Genomic DNA, 14,870 nt, shown 5'->3' with positions numbered 1-14,870 from the left:
ATCGAATCCCCCGTGACGCGGGCGGAAGCTCTCCCGGCGGACGGCGCCGCCGTCAGTGGTGCGCCTTGGCACGCACCGGGCGAGCGGGCGCCGCCGGGCGGCTCGCGGGGAGACGGCCCGTCAGGAGGATCCAGCCGCCGACGGCGACGATCGGCACGGACATGATCGCCGTGCTGGCCGTGGCGCCCAGCCCGTCCGCGGACAGCAGCTGCCCGGTCAGCAGGGACAGGACCATGTTGTTCCCCGCGTGCGCCAGGCTCGGGGCCCAGACGCCGCCGCTGCGGGACCAGAGCCAGGCGAGCAGCACCTCCTGGAAGATGAAGGACACCGTCCAGACGGCAAGGCCGACGGCGAGGTGGCCGTAGCGGACGTAGCCGAGGACCGCCAGCGGGTAGTGCCAGACCGCCCAGATCAGACCCGTCGTCAGCACGGACGCGACGGGCCGGTCGGGGAACAGCCGCGGCCGCAGGTAGCTCGTCCAGCCGAACTCCTCGCCCCAGTACACCGGCGTGAGCACGACCGCGACCGCCATCAGCACGAGCGGGACCGCCCAGCCCGGGAGGCCGGAGACGACGCGGTTCAGCGGGGACAGGTCGAGGTGCCAGAGTCCGACGACCGCCGCCGCGCCGACGCCGACGGCGACGAACACCGGCGGTGCGAGCCACGCCACGAGAAAGGAAGGCCAGGCCTTCCTCCACCGCGGAGCCAGGCCCGCGTCGGCGAACCCCTCCCGCGTGATCCAGCGGCGTACGATCACCGCGGCGATCGCGGGGGCGAAGCCCATCGGGAGCTGTACGAGCGGGTTCACGAGGGACAGTCCCAGCGCGAGCCGGGCGGTGAACAGATACGCCCAAGTGACGCCGAACGCGATCAGTAGGAACGCCGCCACTCCCCTCCTGTGTGCCGTGACCACGTGGCGAACCTTCCGTCGATCGATCAGTTCCGCGGCCACGGAACCACCCGGCCCGCACTCCGGACATCACGGCGGGCCACCGGATCCAGGTAGGGCCAGGCCCCATCTCCGCCCGAACGGTGCGGTCAGGGCCAGGGCGTATCTCCGCCCGAACAGTGCCGGGGCGCGGTTACCGTACGTGCGTGTCCCCTGTGCCCCGCACCGCGTTCGAGGCGATGTTCCGGCGTCGTTTCCTGGTCGGCGGCTGGCCGTGGCGGTGCCTGGCGTACCTACTGACGGCGGCCCTGCCGTTGGCCGTGGCGGCCGTGCCGGTGGGTGTGTTCGCCGTGCCGTGGGTGGTCGCGGCGCGGCGGGCGGCGGACGCCCATCCCGCACCGGTCGCGGTCGCGCTGTTCGCCCTCCTCGGCGTGGTGCTCGTCGCCAGCGCCGGCCCGCTGATCGCCGTTCCGCTGGCCGAGCTGGAACGCCGACGGCTGCGCCTCGTGGACATACGGCCCGTGGCGTCCGGGCACCGTACGGCCCGCGGCCCGTGGTCGTGGCTGCGGACCCGGTACACCGAGGCGGCGACCTGGCGCGAGCTGGGCTACCTCTGCCTGTTCGTCGCCCTCGCCCCGGTATTGTCCCTGGCGCTGCTGCTGTTCGCGCTGCTGGTCGGCGCGTTCCTCGCCAGTCCGCTGCTGGCGCGCCACGGCACCGTGGCGCTCGGGTTCACCAGCGTCGACGACCCGTGGCAGGCCCTCCCGTACGCGCTCGCCGGTCTGGCGCTGCTCCCCGCCCTCCCGTACGTGCTCGCGGTGGTCGCCGGTGCCCACGCGGCCGTGGCGCGCTCGCTGCTGCGGCATGGGCCCGACGAGCGGCTGCGCGCCGAGCTCGTCGAGGTGTCGCGGTCGCGCGCCCGGCTGGTCGACGCGTTCGAGGCGGAGCGGCGGCGCATCGAACGCGATCTGCACGACGGCGCGCAGCAGCGCCTCCTGAGCCTCACCCTGCAGCTCGGCCTGGCCCGGCTGGACGTCCCGCCCGACTCGCCCGCCGCCCGGAGCGTGGCCGAGGCCCACGACGAGGCCAAACGGCTGATGACGGAGCTCCGGGAGCTGATCCGCGGCATCCACCCGCGCGTGCTCACGGACCGGGGGCTGGCCGCCGCGCTGCGCGAGATCGCGGACCGGTCCCCCATCCCGGCGACGGTCGACGCCGAACTGCCGGACCGCCTGCCGGCCCACGTCGAGGGCACCGCCTACTTCGTCGTCTCGGAGGCGCTCACCAACGTCGCCAAGCACAGCGGCGCCTCGGAGGCGGCCGTCACCGTACGGCGGGAGGCCGGCCTGCTCACCGTGGAGATCCGCGACGACGGGGACGGCGGAGCCGACCCGCGCGCCGGGAGCGGGCTGACGGGCCTGGCGGACCGGGTGGCCGTGATCGACGGCAGAATGCTCCTGTCGAGCCCGGTGGGCGGGCCGACCGTCGTCCATGTGGAGCTTCCGTGCGACCTGCGGTAACGATCCGGGTGGTCCTCGCCGAGGACGGGGTGCTGTTGCGGGAAGGGCTGGCCGGGCTGCTCGACCGGTTCGGCTTCGAGGTCGTGGCCACGGCCGGTGACGCGGACGCGCTCGTGGCCTCCGTGGCCGAGCACCGCCCGGACCTGGTGGTGACCGACATCCGGATGCCTCCCGGGTTCAGCGACGAGGGCCTGCGCGCGGCCGTCGCGCTGCGCCGCGCCCACCCGGGCCTGCCCGTGGTGGCGCTGAGTCAGTACGTCGAGCTCAGTTACGCGGCCGACCTGCTCGACTCGGGAGACGGCCGTGGGGTGGGGTATCTCCTCAAGGACCGGGTGGTCGACGTCGAGGAGTTCGTCGGCGCGCTGCGCCGGGTGACGGACGGCGGGACCGTGGTCGATCCGCAGGTCGTGCGCCAGTTGCTGCGCCGGCAGCGCGATCCGCTGTCGAGGCTGTCGGCGCGCGAACGGGAGGTGCTCGGCCTCATCGCCGAGGGCCACTCGAACACCGCCATCGCGCGGATCCTCGTCGTCTCCGAGGCGACCGTCGGCAAGCACGTCGGCAGCATCCTCACCAAACTCGACCTGCCCCCGGCGGAGGACACGCACCGCAGAGTCTTGGCGGTGCTCGCCTACCTGCGGGGCGGCACCGCGTCCGGATGAACGCGTCCGGCCCCGCCACGCTCACGGCGGACGCGGCCTGCCGCGTCCGCCGTGAGCTGAGCGGTCCGCTCACCGTCGACTCCGATCGGCCGGTGTGTCGTGAGCGGCGGCGAAACCGGCACCGCCGCCGCTCACGGCCCCCTATCCCAGTCGTTTCTCGTAGTAGACGGTGACGGTGTCTCCCGTCGCCTCGCGCGCGATCTCCCGCCAGCCGTACGAGCGGTAGAGGGCGATCGCGACGCGTTGCTTGACGGTGGTGTCGGCCCGGAGCCGGCGGCAGCCGAGCTCGGCGGCGCGCTGTTCCAGGACGGTGACGAGCGCCGCGCCGTATCCGCGGCCCTGCAGGTCGGGACGGACGCGGAGGCGGACCATCTCGGCGGTCAGGTCGTCGACGCGCCGGAGCCCGCCGAGTGCCGCGACCTGCCCGCCCACCTCCCCGACGAGGAACTCGCCGCGGCCTCGGAGGTAGACCTCCTCGATGTTGGTGAAGTCGTCGTCGTAGTACACGCCGTCGCCGGGGCGCAGCCCCACCTGGAACAGGCATTCCTGGTGGAGGGCGAACACCGCCCGATGATCGCGGGGCGTGTAGCGCCGGATGCGGAGGCCCGCGAACTCCCAGACGGGGGGTTCGGCGCAGAGCCGCCGGGCCAGCGCCGAGGCGATGACCGGTGGACGGCCCACCGGTCAGGCCTGCTTCCTGGTGATCCCCGCCGTCGCCGGTGCGGCCAGCGCGTCACGGAACTCGCGGGCCGCCCGGATGTCGCCGTACTGCGCGACCACGGCGCTGGCGAGCTGGCGGGCCCGGTGGATCACGATGTCGGTACGGTGCGCCGCGGACACCGCGAGGATGGTCTCCTTCGCGGTGCGCAACGCCTCTTCGGGTTCTCCTTCCTGGAGCCGGCACGACGCCCGGTCGAGCCAGATCAGGGTGCGGTCGAGCTCTTCGGTGGAGGGATAGAGGGTCAGTGCCTTCCGGAGGGTCTCCTCGGCGTTCCCGTGGTCGCCGAGGTTGGTGTAGGTGTCGCCCATGTGGAAGGCGAGCTGGCGTTCGGTGTAGCCGAAGGCGGTGTCCCTGACCTGGTCCTTTCCGAGCTGGGAGAAGACCGCCTGGCCGCGGGCCAGCGCGCGTTTCGCGCTGGGCACCGCCTCGGCCCGCCCCCGCTTGACGAGCATGCCGAGGGCGCGTGCCTCGACGATGGGCGCCATCGCGCCGGCCACGCTGGGCGCGCGACCGGCCAGGTCCTGCGCCCGGCGCGCCAGGTGCAGGGCCTCGCGCGGGTCTCCGTAGTACATCGGCACCAGCGACTCGCGCACGCTGACCCAGGCGCGCAGCGCGCGGTCGCCGGTCTCGTCGGCGGCCGTGCGGGCGGTCCGGAAGAAGGAGCGGGAGAGACGGTGGTCGCCGAGGTCGATCATGATGACGCCGGCCATACCGGACAGCTGCGCCGCGATGCGGCACAGCCGTTCCTGGAGCTCGATCGGCTGCCGTTGCTCGCACATGCGGCGGACCTCGCTGAAGTCCAGCAGGACGTCGCAGAGCAACCGCAGCGGCGGCGTCGACATGTACTGCTGCCCGTATCCCTGTACGGTCTCCTCCCACTGATCGAGCATGGTCGGCGACACCGTCGCGTTGACGAGGGTGTCGTCCATCCGGCGGCGGATGCCGTCCACCGCCCCCAGGATCTGGCCGTCGAGCACCACGCCTGCTCCGGCCAGGAGTTGTAGAAGAGTCCGACGAAGCACTATGTCCTCCTCGTCTCCGTCCTTGCCGCCCGGGTCTTCGGCGCGGTAGTGGACCCGGGAGATGCGCGGACCGGAGGTACGTTCGAAATTGGTCACCCACTCGCTGCTGTCGGTCATGACGGCGCGCGGCCTGATCACACTGTCGGGCTCGCGGGCCGACGGGTCCTGACCGCCGGCCCGTGGGCGTTCGTGCCGGTGGCCGCAGACGCACGGCCCTTGAAAGCCGAGGTCCGGTGGCTCGACGCGGTAGACGCTGCACAGGTAGTGCAGATATTCGGGGCCCGGGCGCTTATAGCCGCTCTCGTACGCCGACAGCAGCGTCTCACCGAGCTTGGGGCGGATTTTTCCCTCCAGCTCGTAAAGCGCTCTGACCTGCGCGACGACATCGGACAGCGCGATGCCGTGCGCGAGTCGCTGGGCTTTGATCTGACTCGTTCCGAAGATCGGCCCGCATTGATCGTGAATTTCCCTCGCAATGTCGGGCGGCGCATGACCCTGTGCCAGCCCACGAGCACGGATACAACGTGCAGTATCGGCTTCTTTGCGAGGTGGATCCTTTTTACGGGGATCCGGCACTTCCGTTTGAGGGGGATCTGTCACTTCCCGGCCTCCTTGGGGGGAAAGGTCCGACCGGATAACTCATGGCCACGGAGATGAAATCTCGCGTACGCAGCGTAACTCTGGCATCGCGATACGCCAACCGAATCAGTCAGAAACGCAAGCGATACGGTCCCTCTCCCCATACCGGAGCAGAAAAAGATCCAACGTCAGTGGAAAAACCTCTACCCATGTGGACAGAAGATGGTCTCCAGGCCCTCAGCCCCGACCTTGACCGTCCGTCGACGGCTTGCGATTCTCGCACCGCGTAGCGAGGTGAGTTCAGTTGGTGAGGGAGGAACACGTGTTCGACGAACGTCGACTGGGATATCTCGAAGGTCTGGTCCGTGAATTAGGCCAACGCGGCCTGGTGGCCCGCGTGGTCCGCAGCCGCTCCGGCCCGGCGTTCTGCCGGGTCGTCAACCCGGACGCGGCGAGCCTGTCCGAGAACGTCATGTGCGCGCCGGCGCCCGGCACGATCGACCAGCGGTCCTGGTACTTCTGGTGGTCGTGGGGCGAGCCGATGCACGAGGTCGACGACCCGTGCGGCGCGGCCGTGAAGGTGGCCCGGGTCCTGGAGGCGCACAGCGCCTAGCTAGTCCCCCCGCGGAGCCTGTTGCCAGTGGCGCGGACTGACCGGCTCCGCGGGGCCCGTTCACCAAGATCGCATGAGGGACGTCCCACCGTCGCCTACCATCCATCGGGTAGGTTCGCCGGTCAACGTGGTCGCCCAGCTTAGGGGGACCACCTGGGAGGATGTCTCGTGTTCGCGCGTCACACACTGACGGGCTTGCTGCCGTTCAAGAGCGCTTCCAGGGAAGACCTCCTCAAAGCCTGCACGGACGGCGCCACCGCGACCAACACGACCAGCCCGGCCACGCCCAGCACGGGTTGCCGCTGGACGTTCCAGATCACGCACAACGAGCACGTCGCCAGGTGGTACCACCAGTGGCTCGACGGGACGAGCCCGATCACGTGGACCGTGAAGCTCATCCTCACGATCGTGATCGCGCTGGTGCTGCGCAGGCTCACGCACAAGCTGATCACGAAGATCACCCTGCGGATGGCCGAGGGCACGATGTCGGAGCGGCTCCGCGAGAGGACCCGCACGATCTTCGACGGCAGCCCCGTGCTGGTCAGCGAACGGCGCCGGCAGCGGGCCGAGACGATGGGGTCGGTGCTGCGGAGCATCTCCTCGATGATCATCCTCGGCGCTGCGGCCCTCACCGTGCTCGGTTACCTCGGGCTCGACCTCACGCCGTTCCTGGCCAGCGCGAGCATCATCGGCGTCGCCGTCGCCTTCGGCGCCCAGAACCTCGTGAAGGACTTCCTCACCGGCATGTTCATGCTGTTGGAGGACCAGTACGGCGTCGGGGACGTCATCGACGTCGGCACCGCCAAGGGCACGGTGGAGGCGGTCACCCTGCGCACGACCCGCCTGCGCGACGTCAACGGCATCGTCTGGTACGTCCCCAACGGGGAGATCAAACGGGTCGGCAACGAGTCGCAGAACTGGGCCCGCGTGGTCCTCGACGTCCCGGTCGAGTACGACGTCGACCTCGACAAGGTCCGTACGATCCTGACCGAGACGGCGTCGGCGCTGGCGGCCGAGCCGCCGTGGGACGAGATCATCCTGGAGGACCCGACGGTCTGGGGCGTCCAGGCACTCTCCGGGGAGGCGATCGTCGTCCGCGTCGTCTGCAAGACGGCACCGGGCAAGCAGGCCGACACGGCCCGGGAGCTGCGCGAACGCGTCAAGAAGGCCTTCGACTCGGCCGGCGTCGCCGTCGCGACGTTCAAGGAGGACACCTCGGCCGCGTAGGCTGGGGCCCGTCATGGCACAAGAGGTCACTTTCTACGAAGCCGTCGGCGGCGAGGAGACCTTCCGCCGCTTGGTGCACCGGTTCTACCAGGGGGTGGCCGCGGACCCCGTGCTGCGTCCGCTCTATCCCGAAGAGGATCTGGGACCGGCTGAGGAGCGTCTCCGGCTGTTCCTGATCCAGTACTGGGGCGGTCCGCGCACGTACGGCGAGCGGCGCGGCCATCCGCGGCTGCGCATGCGGCACGTGCCGTTCCGCATCGGCAAGGCCGAGCACGACGCCTGGCTCGGCCACATGCGCGACGCCGTCGACGAGCTCGAGCTGCCCGAGCCGCTCGAGACCATGCTCTGGGACTACCTCGTCATGGCGGCCAACAGCCTGATCAACGCCCCCGGCTGCAGCCGGCTCCGCGCCGGTCAGCTCTGCGCGCGGGTCGGTTCCGGTGTCGCCGAGCGGTCCGGTGCGCGTTCGGACCGTACGGGGATCAGCAGGGCCGCGACGACGGGAAACGCGACCGCGACGGCGAAGGCCGTCCCGTAGTCGGAGCCGCCGACGAGAGACCCGAGCACGGGCGGGGTCGCCGCCGCGAGCAGGTTCTGCCCGGTGTTCTGGATGCCGAGCGCCCGGCCGGCCCAGGCGCGCCCGGCGTACTCCGCCACGGCGGTGTAGGCCAGCCCGTTGGTGGTCACTGTGATCACCGCCGCGACGACGAGCACGACGGAGGCGCCGCCCCAGCCCGTCAGCGCGCCCACGGTGAGCGCGAGCATGACGACGCCGATCCCGGACGCGAGGAGGCGCATCGGCCGCAGCCTGCTGCCCGCGCGATCCGACCAGTGGCCGACGGCCAGCCGCGCCGCGGCGCCGCCGACCTGCGCGGCCGCCAGCAGCCAGGCGGTCGCGGCGTCCCAGCCCCGCGCGTCCACCAGGTAGACGAGGGCGAACGCCGACACCGCGAACTGCGGCACCACGAGCAGCGCGCTCGCCGCGTGGATCCGCCACAGCACCGGCGTACCGTACGGGGAGTGCCCGCCGTGCGGTTCGTGCCCTCCCGTACGTGTGGGGTCGCGGACGATGAGCGCCACCAGCAGCGCGGCGGCGAGACAGCAGCAGGCGAGGAACACCAGGCCGCCCGCGAGTCCGGCGCCCGCCGCGAGCGGCGGCAGGACGAGCGCCGCGAGGCCGACGCCCAGCGGCTGTCCGGTCTGGCGTACGCCCATGGCCAGGCCGCGCTCGTGGGCGGCGAACCAGCCGAGGATGAGCCGGCCGCTGGCGGCGTGGATGGACGCGCCACCGGCTCCGGCGACGAAGAAGCACGCTCCGAGCGCGACCAGGTGGTGGACGGTGGCGGCGGCCAGCAGCGCTCCGCCGGCCACGGTCAGGCCGGTGGCGAGGACGACCCGCTCGCCCCAGCGGTCCGCGGCCACGCCCCACAGGGCGAGGGAGACGAGGAGCCCCGCCACCGGGCAGGAGATCAGCGTCGCGGCCTGGCTCAGGGAGATTCCGGCGTCCGCCCGGAGGGCGGGGATGAGGTACGGCAGGCCGTACTGGTAGGCGCACCCGGCGACCATGGCGAACAACCCGACAACGAGGACCGACCACCGTCTGCTCATATTCTGATACTAGCGTCTTGAAATATGAGACGATCATCGACATGCGAAGGCCCCGCCGCCGGATCGGCGACGGGGCCCGCCGGGCCGCCCGAGCGCGGTGCTCAGGGCGACGGGTGACGCGTTACAGCGGCGGGCGCTGCGCCAGCATCGGGTCCTCGGCGACCTGCGGGACCGTGAGGGTCCTCGCCTGCGCCGAGGAGACGCCGGCCCAGCGGAGCAGGTCGGCGGTCACCCGCGCACGCTGCGCGTCGGGCAGCGCGGCGATCAGGTGGGCGCTGTGGTTCATGCCCGGCGCGACGTACACCCTGGAGTCGCGGCTGCCCGGGCCGACGCGGAACGGCTCGGCGCCCCATGGGTCGTTCTGGCCGTAGATGAACGCCATGTGGGTCGCACGGGTGCGGACCCAGCGGTCGATGTCCTTCATCGCCGACGGGTCGAACCGCATCGGGATGTCCGCCGGGACGTACGTCCGCGGCTGGTAGGTGCTCTCGTAGCGCAGCAGCGGGTGCAGGTGCGTGAACTTCGGCGACGGCCAGCCGAGCTGCGTGCCCGCCTGGTAGTAGTACGGGATGTACGGCTCGAGACCCTGGTCGGTGTAGGTCAGCGCGCCGGAGATCTTGTCGAAGTAGGAGTAGATGGCGTCGGTCGAGGCGGTCGTCGCCGGGATGTCCTTGCACTCCGACTGCAGGTGGTACTGCCAGAACGCCCACTCGAAGTCCATCACCGAGTTCTCGAAGGCCCGGTCGACGGTCTTGATGATCTTCCAGGTGTTGCCGGCCTTCTTGGCGTCGGCGCTCATCCGCGCCAGCATCTGCGGGCGGCGCTTGAGCAGTTCGCGCTGCAGGCTCTCCAGATTGGTCCGGCACTTGGGGTCGGTGCCGACCTTCTTGAAGAACCGGTCGTACGCGCTGTCGTCCTTGTTGTTGACGTCATTCGGCGCGACGTAGGCGACCGTGCCGTCGACGTCCGAGGGGTAGAAACGCTTGTGGTAAGTCGCGGTCATACCGCCCTTACTCGCCCCGGTCGAGATCCACTTGCCGTGGTAGATGGTCTTGAGAGCCTTGATCAACCGGTGTTCGTCGGTGGCGGCCTGCCAGATCGTGTCCTTCTTCCACACCGCCGGCTCGGGCCGGGACGGCGTGAAGAAGCGGTACTCCACCGAGATCTGATTGCCGCCGACGAGCGCCGTCGGCTCCGACAGGAACATCGTCTCCGGCGTGTTGTAGCCGCTGGTGTAGAGGACCATCGGCAGGTCGGCGGACTTGTGCTCCAGCAGCACGCGCTGCTCGAACCAGCCGCGTTCCGGGTGCCGGTGGTCGACGGGCTGCCGGTAGTTCAGCCAGAACCAGCGGTATCCCGTCAGGGTGGAGGTCTTCTCCGCCACCGTCATACCGGGAATCGCCTTGAGCTTGGCAAGGACGTCGTCGCCCGCCGCCCGTACGGGCGCCGCCGCGTGCGCGGCGCCGCCGACACCGCCCAGCCCGGCGGCGAGCAGCAGCGCCAGCATTCCTCGAGAGAGGTTGCGCATTCCTACCCCTTTTGTGTCGGATCGCGAGAATGCAACCGTGACAGTAGGGGTCAAAGGGGTCAGAAATGCGATCTACGCTTGCTTCGTTACGGAACTGTCGCCACCCGGCCGAACGCCATGGACGGCCGCGATCGGACCCGCCGTACGCCGGCCGTCACCCCATGAGACCGGACTCGTACGCGACGATGACCAACTGCGCCCGGTCTCGTGCTTGAAGCTTCATGAGCAGCCTGCTCACGTGGGACTTCGCGGTCGCGATCGACACGTGCAGGTGCTCGGCGATCTCGGCGTTGGAAAGGCCCCGGCCCACCAGCAGGAGCACCTCGCGCTCCCGGTCGGTCACCTCGTCGAGCGCACGGTGGTCGTGGATCGCGGGCCGGCGGGTGAACTCGGCGATGAGCCGCCGGGTCACGCTCGGAGCGAGCAGCGCCTCTCCCGCCGCGATCACCCGGATCGCGGCGAGCAGGTCCGCGGGGGGCGTGTCCTTGAGCAGGAACCCGCTGGCGCCCGCCCGCAGCGCGGCGTACACGTACCGGTCGAGGTCGAACGTCGTGAGGATCAGGACCCGCACGGCGACCGGGTCGGGCCCGGCGAGCACCCGCCTGGTCGCCTCGATCCCGTCCAGCTCGGGCATCTGGATGTCCATGAGGACCACGTCGGGCCGCTCCCGGCGGATCAGCTCCACCGCCTCCACGCCCGTACCGGCCTCCCCCACCACCGACAGGTCGGGTGCGGTCTCCACCAGCACCCGGAAGCCCGCCCGGACCAGCACCTGGTCGTCCGCGACGACCACGCGGACGCTCACTCCGGCGTACCGATGGGCAGGCGGACCGCCACCCGGAACCCGCGCAGCGGCAGTGGTCTCGCGCTGAACTCCCCGCCGTACGCCGCCACCCGCTCGCGCATCCCGATCAGTCCGTGTCCGCCGCCGGACCCGTCACACCCGGCTCCATCATCGGTCACCTCGATGCACAGGTCCTCCGCGCCGTAGGTGAGCAGGACGCGGCCGCTGTCGGTTCTGGCGTGCTTCACCACGTTCGTCAGTGCCTCCTGGACGATCCGGTACGCCGTCAGGCCGATCCCGGACGGCAGGTCGCGGGGCCGCCCACGGACCTGAAGGTCCACGCGCACGCCCGCGCGCCCGGTCTGCTCGGCCAGTGCGGGCAGGTCGGCGACGCCCCGCGCGGGCGGCGCCACGTCACCGTCGGGCGTCTCGTCGCGGAGTACACCGAGGAGTCCGCGCATCTCCTGCAGCACGGCGCGGCTGGTCGTCTCGATCGCGGCGAGCGCCTTGGCCGCCTCGTCGGGGCGGGTTCCGATCACGTAGTGTCCCACCCCGGCCTGCACCGCGATGACGCTCATGCTGTGCGCGACCGCGTCGTGCAGCTCCCGGGCGATGCGCAGGCGTTCCTCGCTGATCGCACGCCGGGCCTGCTCCACCTTGATCTGCGCCTGCCGCTCGGCCTGTTCACGCAGTCCCTCACCGTACGCGCGGGCCTGGCGCATCGCGACGCCCGCGCACCACGCCGCGAGCTGGACGACGCCGGTCGCGACCACCTGAGAGGTGAGGGAGTTCGGACCGGTGAACGGTATGGCGGCGCGAACGGCGACCGCGTCGACGGCCATCGCGACCTCGACGACGACGAGCGCGACCGCCGCCGTCCGGGCCGGCCTGAGCAGCGCCACCATGTACACGATGAGCGCGAGGGCGACCATCGGGTCCTTGGAGAACCCGAGGAACGCCGACGCCACACTCCCGCCGACGGCCATCGCGAGCGCGAGGACGGGCCGCCACCGCCGGATCGCCACCGTCGCGGCGATCGCGCAGGCCAGCCCGACGCCGATCACCATCGGCACGCCGAAGTACGGCCGCACGTCCCACGCGCTCGACACCAGGGCGACCGTGAGCAGCAGCGCGACCACTACGTCGAGGCCGACCCAGTGCGCGAAGGTCAGCCGCCGGGTGAACGGAGGCCGTTGGTCCACGCGCCGACCGTAACCCGCCGACGGTGTCCCGGTCGTCCGTCTCCAGGCTGAGCCGCCGACTCCGCCTCCAGGCTGAACGGACGCCGATCTCCCCTGCCACAGGCGAGCACGCGAATGCGGTCCACGGCCCGACGCGGTGGCGCGGGGACCTGCCGCACCGTGGAGGGCACGTCGAACTCAGGGGAAGGCATGATCAAGACAACTGCGCTCACCAAGCGGTACGGCGGGACGACCGCCGTCGACGCTCTGTCCATGGAGGTGCGTCCGGGCCGGGTCACCGGATTCCTCGGCCCGAACGGCGCCGGCAAGTCCACCACGCTGCGGCTGATCCTCGGCCTCGACGCGCCGACGAGCGGCTCGGCCACCGTCTGCGGTCGCCCGTTCCGCACGCTGCACCGGCCGCTGCTGCGCGTCGGGGCGTTGCTGAACGCCACCGCCGTGCCCGCGGGGCGGACGGCGGACCGGCACCTCGCCGCGCTCGCCCGCAGCAACGGCATCCCGGCGAACCGGGTGCCCGAGGCCCTCGACGAGGTCGGGCTGACCACCGTCGCGCGCAAGCGGGTCGGCGGGTTCAGCCTGGGGATGAAGCAGCGCCTCGGCGTCGCAGCCGCCCTGCTCGGCGACCCGGAAATCCTCATCTTCGACGAGCCGGTCAACGGACTCGACCCGGAAGGCATCCGCTGGATCAGGAACCTGTTCCGGCGGCTCGCCGGCGAGGGCCGCACCGTCCTCGTCTCCAGCCATCTGATGAGCGAGATGGAGCACACCGCCGACCACCTCATCGTCATCGGCCGGGGACGCCTGATCGCCGACATGGGCGTGACGGAGTTCGTCCAACGCGCCTCGCGCCGTCATGTCCGGGTGCGGACACCGTACGGCGGCGAGCTCGCCCGGGTGCTGATCGGCGCGGGAGCCCGGGTCGAGCCGGGCGACGACGGCGCCGTGGAGGTCACCGGCCTCACGGCCGCGCGGATCGGCGACCTCGCGCTGGAACACCGCGTCGCGGTCCATGAACTCGCCCCGCGCAACGCCTCCCTCGAGGAGGCCTTCATGGAACTCACCGCCGGCAGCGTCGAGTACCGCGCCGGGGCCGAGCAGGAGGGAAGCACGCTCCGATGACCACCGTCAGCCTGCCGACCGGCGCGAGGACGCGCCCGTCCCGCTTCACCGACGTCGTCGCGGCCGAGTGGATCAAGCTGCGTTCGCTGCGCTCCACCGCGTGGGTACTGGCGTGCGCGTTCGCGTCCGCCGTGGCCGTGGGCGTCATCATGGCCGACTCCGACGTCGGCGAATGGCCGCGGATGTCAGCGGCCCAGCGCGCCGGCGTCGACCCGCTGGCCGATCCCTACATCGGCTTCATGATCGCCCAGCTCATCGTCGCGACGCTCGGTGTCCTGACCGTGACCGGCGAGTACTCCAGCGGCCTGATCCGCACGACGTTCACGGCGGTGCCCGGCCGGCGTACGGTGCTGGCGGCCAAGGCCGCGGTGATCACAGCGGTCAGCGTGCCCATCGGAGCCGTCACCGCGACGACGACCTTTCTGGCCGGCCAGGCGATTTTCGCCCGGCGGCACATCGGCCTGTCGATCACCGATCCGGGTGCCGTGCGCTCGATCGTCGCGGCGACGTTCTACCTGGTCGCGGTCGCCCTGGTCGGAGCGGGCCTCGGCGTGCTCCTGCGGCACGCGGCCGCGGCGATCGGCGTGCTGGTCGCGCTGCTCTTCCTCGCGCCGCAGCTCATCCACGGCAGCGCCCAGTGGGTGATCGACATCGAGCAGGCCCTGCCCGGCAACGCGATCCGGCGGCTCGTGTCCCTCCACGTGGAGCACGGCGCTCCGTCGATGACACACGCGTTCCTCGTGATCGCCGTGTACCCGGCCGTGGCGCTGACGGCGGCGATGGTCCTCATCCACCGGCGCGACGCCTGACCACGGACCCGGACACCGGCGGCCACCGCGTCTCTTTCCGCGGCGGCCGCCGGTGTTCCGTTCGCCAAACGGCCGTCAGGTGACCGTGGCGTACGCCTGCAGGAAGGCGCGCTCGCGCTCGTCGAACCGCCGGGTCCGGTCCGCCTTCAGGTCGTAGCCGACGATGACCGAGGTGGCCCACGCGTACACGTGCTCGTCGTCCCGCACCTCGTACGCCAGGCCGAAGCTGGCGGCGCGGATCTCGGTCACCCGGGTCTCCACCCGGACCGGTTCGGGCCGCAGCAGCAACGGCCGCCGGTAGTCGATCTCGTGCCGCGCCACGACGATGCCGCGCAGCGGACGGCGGCCCTCCCGCTGCGGGTCGGTGAAGAACATCGCCACCCGTGCGTCCTCGAGGTAGGTCAGGTATCGGCAGTTGTTCACATGCCCCAGCGAGTCGATGTCGCTGAAGCGGACGTGGAACTCATGCACATGCGCGCTCGACGGTCCGACGTGACCGGAGTCGACGGCGGGCTGGGTCATCGGTCATCCATCTCGTGAGGCTGCGGGAGCGGCACCAGTCTCCCGGTCCGGTCACCGCGTGGTGCGCG

The 14,870-nt window shown here is 71.3% G+C and carries 14 protein-coding genes and 1 pseudogene; 7 read left to right on the top strand and 8 right to left on the bottom strand.

The annotated features are described in order from the left end of the window. Positions 1-52: 52 nt before the first annotated feature. Positions 53-889 carry a CPBP family intramembrane glutamic endopeptidase gene (locus tag ACYVF7_RS14365; RefSeq protein WP_460339719.1) on the bottom strand — a complete coding sequence of 279 codons (837 nt, stop codon included), beginning with the start codon at positions 887-889 and terminating at the stop codon, positions 53-55. A 206-nt stretch (positions 890-1,095) separates the two neighbouring features. On the opposite strand from ACYVF7_RS14365, the gene ACYVF7_RS14360 reads away from it, so the two are divergent. Together ACYVF7_RS14360 and ACYVF7_RS14355 are read left to right on the top strand one after the other, a co-directional pair. Continuing rightward, positions 1,096-2,409 (top strand): sensor histidine kinase, encoded by a 1,314-nt coding sequence (locus ACYVF7_RS14360; protein WP_460339717.1) that lies wholly within the window; start codon positions 1,096-1,098, stop codon positions 2,407-2,409. Further along, on the top strand, positions 2,394-3,068 hold the full coding sequence (locus ACYVF7_RS14355) for a response regulator transcription factor (protein WP_460339715.1): 675 nt from the start codon (positions 2,394-2,396) through the stop codon (positions 3,066-3,068). Before ACYVF7_RS14360 ends, ACYVF7_RS14355 begins: the two co-directional genes overlap by 16 nt. A 141-nt stretch (positions 3,069-3,209) precedes the next feature. Here the strand turns inward: ACYVF7_RS14355 and ACYVF7_RS14350 are convergent, their stop codons facing one another. Then, the gene (locus ACYVF7_RS14350; protein ID WP_460339713.1) at positions 3,210-3,749 is read right to left on the bottom strand and encodes a GNAT family N-acetyltransferase; all 540 of its coding nucleotides are present in this window, start codon (positions 3,747-3,749) and stop codon (positions 3,210-3,212) included. Positions 3,750-3,752: 3 nt separating this feature from the next. Next, positions 3,753-4,928: an XRE family transcriptional regulator gene (locus tag ACYVF7_RS14345; RefSeq protein ID WP_460339711.1), complete on the bottom strand. Its 1,176-nt coding sequence runs from the start codon at positions 4,926-4,928 to the stop codon at positions 3,753-3,755. A gap of 784 nt (positions 4,929-5,712) precedes the next feature. Between ACYVF7_RS14345 and ACYVF7_RS14340 the strand changes: the two genes are divergently transcribed. The 3 genes from ACYVF7_RS14340 (at position 5,713) to ACYVF7_RS14330 (ending at position 7,768) form a co-directional block, all read left to right on the top strand. Then, positions 5,713-6,003 carry a hypothetical protein gene (locus ACYVF7_RS14340; RefSeq protein WP_460339709.1) on the top strand — a complete coding sequence of 97 codons (291 nt, stop codon included), beginning with the start codon at positions 5,713-5,715 and terminating at the stop codon, positions 6,001-6,003. 168 nt (positions 6,004-6,171) lie between these two features. Next, positions 6,172-7,230: a mechanosensitive ion channel family protein gene (locus tag ACYVF7_RS14335; RefSeq protein WP_460339707.1), complete on the top strand. Its 1,059-nt coding sequence runs from the start codon at positions 6,172-6,174 to the stop codon at positions 7,228-7,230. 13 nt (positions 7,231-7,243) lie between these two features. After that, entirely contained in the window at positions 7,244-7,768 is a 525-nt protein-coding gene (locus ACYVF7_RS14330; protein WP_460339705.1) for a globin, read from the top strand. Between the two features lie 44 nt (positions 7,769-7,812). Here ACYVF7_RS14330 and ACYVF7_RS14325 read toward each other — a convergent pair. The 4 genes and pseudogenes from ACYVF7_RS14325 to ACYVF7_RS14310 form a co-directional block, all read right to left on the bottom strand. Continuing rightward, positions 7,813-8,796 (bottom strand): annotated as a pseudogene (locus ACYVF7_RS14325) (MFS transporter); the annotation flags it as partial. 163 nt (positions 8,797-8,959) lie between these two features. Further along, positions 8,960-10,366, bottom strand: coding sequence for a S28 family serine protease (locus tag ACYVF7_RS14320; RefSeq protein WP_460339703.1), 1,407 nt, complete (start codon positions 10,364-10,366; stop codon positions 8,960-8,962). A gap of 154 nt (positions 10,367-10,520) precedes the next feature. Further along, on the bottom strand, positions 10,521-11,171 hold the full coding sequence (locus ACYVF7_RS14315; RefSeq protein WP_460339701.1) for a response regulator: 651 nt from the start codon (positions 11,169-11,171) through the stop codon (positions 10,521-10,523). After that, the gene (locus ACYVF7_RS14310) at positions 11,168-12,352 is read right to left on the bottom strand and encodes a sensor histidine kinase (RefSeq protein ID WP_460339699.1); all 1,185 of its coding nucleotides are present in this window, start codon (positions 12,350-12,352) and stop codon (positions 11,168-11,170) included. The genes ACYVF7_RS14315 and ACYVF7_RS14310 overlap by 4 nt, the downstream gene beginning before the upstream one ends. Positions 12,353-12,541: 189 nt before the next feature. On the opposite strand from ACYVF7_RS14310, the gene ACYVF7_RS14305 reads away from it, so the two are divergent. Both ACYVF7_RS14305 and ACYVF7_RS14300 read left to right on the top strand, forming a co-directional pair. Beyond that, the gene (locus ACYVF7_RS14305; protein ID WP_460339697.1) at positions 12,542-13,471 is read left to right on the top strand and encodes an ATP-binding cassette domain-containing protein; all 930 of its coding nucleotides are present in this window, start codon (positions 12,542-12,544) and stop codon (positions 13,469-13,471) included. After that, on the top strand, positions 13,468-14,280 hold the full coding sequence (locus ACYVF7_RS14300) for an ABC transporter permease subunit (protein ID WP_460339695.1): 813 nt from the start codon (positions 13,468-13,470) through the stop codon (positions 14,278-14,280). Before ACYVF7_RS14305 ends, ACYVF7_RS14300 begins: the two co-directional genes overlap by 4 nt. Before the next feature lie 75 nt (positions 14,281-14,355). On the opposite strand, the gene ACYVF7_RS14295 is transcribed toward ACYVF7_RS14300, so the two are convergent. Beyond that, entirely contained in the window at positions 14,356-14,802 is a 447-nt protein-coding gene (locus ACYVF7_RS14295; protein ID WP_460339694.1) for an acyl-CoA thioesterase, read from the bottom strand. Between the last annotated feature and the right edge of the window lie 68 nt (positions 14,803-14,870).

This window comes from Actinoallomurus acanthiterrae (assembly GCF_054775715.1).
Note: the sequence above shows the minus strand (reverse complement) of the source record. Positions and strands in the feature narration are given on the sequence as shown.

Coding starts and splice junctions, on each gene's coding strand:
- ACYVF7_RS14305 (WP_460339697.1), top strand. CDS start 12,542: ATGATCAAGACAACTGCGCTCACCAAGCGGTACGGCGGGACGACCGCC.
- ACYVF7_RS14330 (WP_460339705.1), top strand. CDS start 7,244: ATGGCACAAGAGGTCACTTTCTACGAAGCCGTCGGCGGCGAGGAGACC.
- ACYVF7_RS14300 (WP_460339695.1), top strand. CDS start 13,468: ATGACCACCGTCAGCCTGCCGACCGGCGCGAGGACGCGCCCGTCCCGC.
- ACYVF7_RS14320 (WP_460339703.1), bottom strand. CDS start 10,366: ATGCGCAACCTCTCTCGAGGAATGCTGGCGCTGCTGCTCGCCGCCGGG.
- ACYVF7_RS14345 (WP_460339711.1), bottom strand. CDS start 4,928: ATGACCGACAGCAGCGAGTGGGTGACCAATTTCGAACGTACCTCCGGT.
- ACYVF7_RS14295 (WP_460339694.1), bottom strand. CDS start 14,802: ATGACCCAGCCCGCCGTCGACTCCGGTCACGTCGGACCGTCGAGCGCG.